The 3,183-nt window shown below is 76.8% G+C and carries 3 protein-coding genes; all 3 read left to right on the top strand.

Annotated elements, in window-relative coordinates:
- Positions 1–216 precede the first annotated feature (216 nt).
- A complete protein-coding gene (locus tag ET526_RS20890; protein ID WP_135470999.1) occupies positions 217–1,281 on the top strand; it encodes a LysM peptidoglycan-binding domain-containing protein in 1,065 nt (354 codons plus the stop codon).
- 64 nt (positions 1,282–1,345) lie between these two features.
- A complete protein-coding gene (locus tag ET526_RS20885; RefSeq protein ID WP_135470997.1) occupies positions 1,346–2,119 on the top strand; it encodes a phosphatidylserine decarboxylase in 774 nt (257 codons plus the stop codon).
- Positions 2,116–3,030, top strand: coding sequence for a CDP-alcohol phosphatidyltransferase family protein (locus tag ET526_RS20880; protein ID WP_240048521.1), 915 nt, complete (start codon positions 2,116–2,118; stop codon positions 3,028–3,030). The genes ET526_RS20885 and ET526_RS20880 overlap by 4 nt, the downstream gene beginning before the upstream one ends.
- Positions 3,031–3,183 lie beyond the last annotated feature (153 nt).

Genomic DNA, 3,183 nt, shown 5'->3' with positions numbered 1-3,183 from the left:
CTGGCGCGCGGCGCGGCGGCGGACTGGCTGGCGGCCGCGGCGCCGCTGGCGGCGCTCTGGCTCGGCCCCGCCCTCGCGCCGCCGCTGCGCGGGCGCCCGGCGGAACCGCTGGGCTGGCTGGTTGCGGGCGGCCTGCCGCTGTTGTTTATTTGGCTCCTGGTCCGCGGCCTGTGAGCGCGCCGCCGCGGTGCGCCCCGCGGCCATGGTCGTGCGGCAATGGCAGTCGGAATGATGGCGCGGCGGATCGCCCTGTTCGGCGTCATGGCGGTTGCCGCCATAGGCACCGCCTGGGCGCTGCTGCCCGAGGCCTTCCCGCCGCTGCAGCCGCGGCGCCTGCCCGATGCCGCCGCGCTCCGCGCCCCCGCCCCGCCGCCCCCCGTCCTCGCGCCGGCGCCCCTGGCCCGGCCGGAGCCGCCGCGCTTCGACGTCGCCCGGGTGGGCAGCCGCGGCATGCTGGTGACGGCGGGGCGTGCCGCTCCGGGCGCGGAGGTGACGCTGCTCGAAGGCGGGCGGGAGCTCGGCCGGGCCCGCGCCGACGGGCGCGGCGAATGGGTGATCCTGCCCGCCGAGCCGCTGCCGCCGGGGGCGCGCGAGCTCGCGCTGCTCGCCCGCCTGCCCGGCGGCGAGGCGGTGGGCGGGCCGGACACCGTGCTGCTCGTGGTGCCCGACCCCGCGCCGGCGGAGAGCGCCTGGCCGCGGCCGGCCGGGGATGGCGGCCAGGCCCCCTCCGGCCCGATCGCGGTGCTGCTGCCGCCGACCGGCGCCGCCGCGGCGCCGCGGGTGCTGCAGGCGCCGGCGCCGGCGGGGCCGGCGCGGGACGCCCAGGCGCGCACCCGTCTCGGCCTCGACCTCGTGGACTATGACGACACCGGGGAGATGCGCTTCGCCGGCAGCGCCCCGCCGGGGGCGACGGTGCGGCTCTACGCGGCGGGCCGGCATCTCGGCGACGCGGTGGCGGACGAGGCCGGGCGCTGGCAGATGACCCCGGCCGAGCAGCCCGGCATCGGCCGCCACACGCTGCGCGTGGACCAGCTCGCGCCCACGGGGGGTGTCGCCGCCCGCATCGAGGTGCCGTTCCAGCGCGAGCGCCTGCCGCACGTGCTGCTGCGCGACGGGCGGGTGGTGGTGCAGCCCGGCAACAACCTCTGGCGGATCGCCCGCAGCATCTACGGCCGCGGCGTGCGCTACACCGTGATCTACGAGGCCAACCGCGACCAGATCCGCGACCCGCAATGGATCTATCCGGGCCAGATCTTCGCCCTGCCCGAGCCGCCCGGGTAGCGGCGGCGGGCGCCGCCCGCCCCAGGGTTGCCCGCGCCGGGCGAAGGCACCATAACCCAGCGCCATGGCGATCGGACGCAGTCTGCGGCTGGTGCTGGCCCCGCCGCATCCGGCCGGCCGGCCCTTCCTGATCGGCGGTGCGGTGGTGGCGGTGGTCGGCGGGCTGCTGCTCGGCGGCTGGGCCTTCTGGCTCGGCGCGCTGTTCGCCCTGTTCTGCCTGTTCTTCTTCCGCGACCCCGCCCGGGTGCCGCCCGGCCGCCCCGGCCTCGTGCTGGCGCCGGCCGACGGCAAGGTGGTGAGCGTGGCACCGGCCGCGCCGCCGCCCGAACTCGGCCTCGGCCCGGCGCCGCNGGCCGCGCCGCCGCCCGAACTCGGCCTCGGCCCGGCGCCGCGCTGGCGTGTCGGGATCTTCCTCTCGGTGTTCGACGTGCACGTGAACCGCGTGCCGGCCGACGGGGTGGTGACGCGCATCGCCTACCGCCACGGCGCCTTCCTCAACGCCAGCCTCGACAAGGCGAGCGAGGACAACGAGCGCAACGCCATCGCCATCCGCCTGCCGGACGGGCGCGACCTCGCCGTGGTGCAGATCGCCGGGCTGATCGCGCGGCGCATCCTCTGCGACCTGCGCGAGGGCGACATGGTGCAGGCCGGGGAGCGCTTCGGCATCATCCGCTTCGGCAGCCGCACCGACGTCTACCTGCCCGAGGGTGTGCGCCCGCTGGTGGCCGAGGGCCAGACCATGATCGGCGGCGAGACGGTGATCGCCGAACTCGTCCCCGGCGCCGCCGCCGGGCGGGCCGAGGCGGAAGCCGCCCTGTCCGGCCAGGCGCCGGCGTGAGCGAGGCGGCCGAACGCACGCAGGCGGCGCGCGACACCTCGCTGCGCGGCCGGCTGCGCCGCCTGCGCCGGCGCACCCGGCCGCGCTACAGCGGCCCCTCCTTCAACCGGCTGATCCCGAACATCATGACCCTGCTCGGCCTCTGCGCCGGGCTGACCGCCATCCGCTTCGGCCTGCACGGGCGGTGGGAGCACGCGGCGGCGCTGATCGTGGTGGCGGGCGCGATCGACGGCATCGACGGGCGGCTGGCGCGGCTGCTCAAGGGCACCAGCCGCTTCGGCGCCGAGTTCGACAGCCTCTCCGACTTCCTCTGCTTCGGCGTGGCGCCGGCGCTGCTGCTCTATCTCTGGACCATGCACGAGGCGCGCGGCCTCGGCTTCGCGCCCTGCCTGCTGTTCGCGGTGTGCGCCGCGCTCAGGCTCGCGCGCTTCAACGCCTCGCTGGTCGAGGCGCCGAGCGTGCCGCTCGCCGGCCCGGCGCCGAAGCCGGCCTACGCGCAGAGCTTCTTCACCGGCGTGCCGGCGCCGGCCGGGGCGGGACTCGCCCTCTGCCCGATCTTCTTCGCCCTCGCCTTCCGCGACTGGGGCTGGACCTCGATGGCCGCCTTCATGCAGCACCAGCTCGTCGCCGGCACGGTGCTGGTGGTGGTGGGCGGGCTGATGGTCTCCACCCTGCCCACCTGGAGCTTCAAGAACTTCAAGGTCCGCTCCGAATACGTGCTGCCGATGCTGCTCGGCATCGGCATCTACGTCGCCTTCCTGCTGACCGAGCCCTGGGCGGCGCTCGGCGCGGCGGGGCTGATCTACGCCGCCATGCTGCCCTTCTCGGCGCGCAGCTACCTGCGCCTGAAGCGCGAGGCGGAGGGAGCGAACAGCGCCGAGGACGGGGAGCCGCCGGGCGCGGCGACCTGAACGCCCCCGCCGGCGGAAGCGCCTTCCGCCCCTTCCGGGAACTGCCTAAGCTTCCCCCGACGTGCGGCCGCAGGGCCGCCGGCCGCCACGCGCGGGCGGGCCGGGACAAGCACGAAGGAGCGTCCATGAAGCTGATGTGGTTCCACCTCATGC

This window comes from Crenalkalicoccus roseus (assembly GCF_004761865.1).
GTDB classification, from domain to species: Bacteria; Pseudomonadota; Alphaproteobacteria; order Acetobacterales; family Acetobacteraceae; genus Crenalkalicoccus; species Crenalkalicoccus roseus.
The sequence above is the reverse complement of the archived record's forward strand: the minus strand, read 5'-3'. Positions and strand labels throughout refer to the sequence as shown.

What these genes read in the sequence shown, in the direction of transcription:
- ET526_RS20890 (WP_135470999.1), top strand. Translation starts at nt 217, where the DNA reads ATGGCAGTCGGAATGATGGCGCGGCGGATCGCCCTGTTCGGCGTCATG.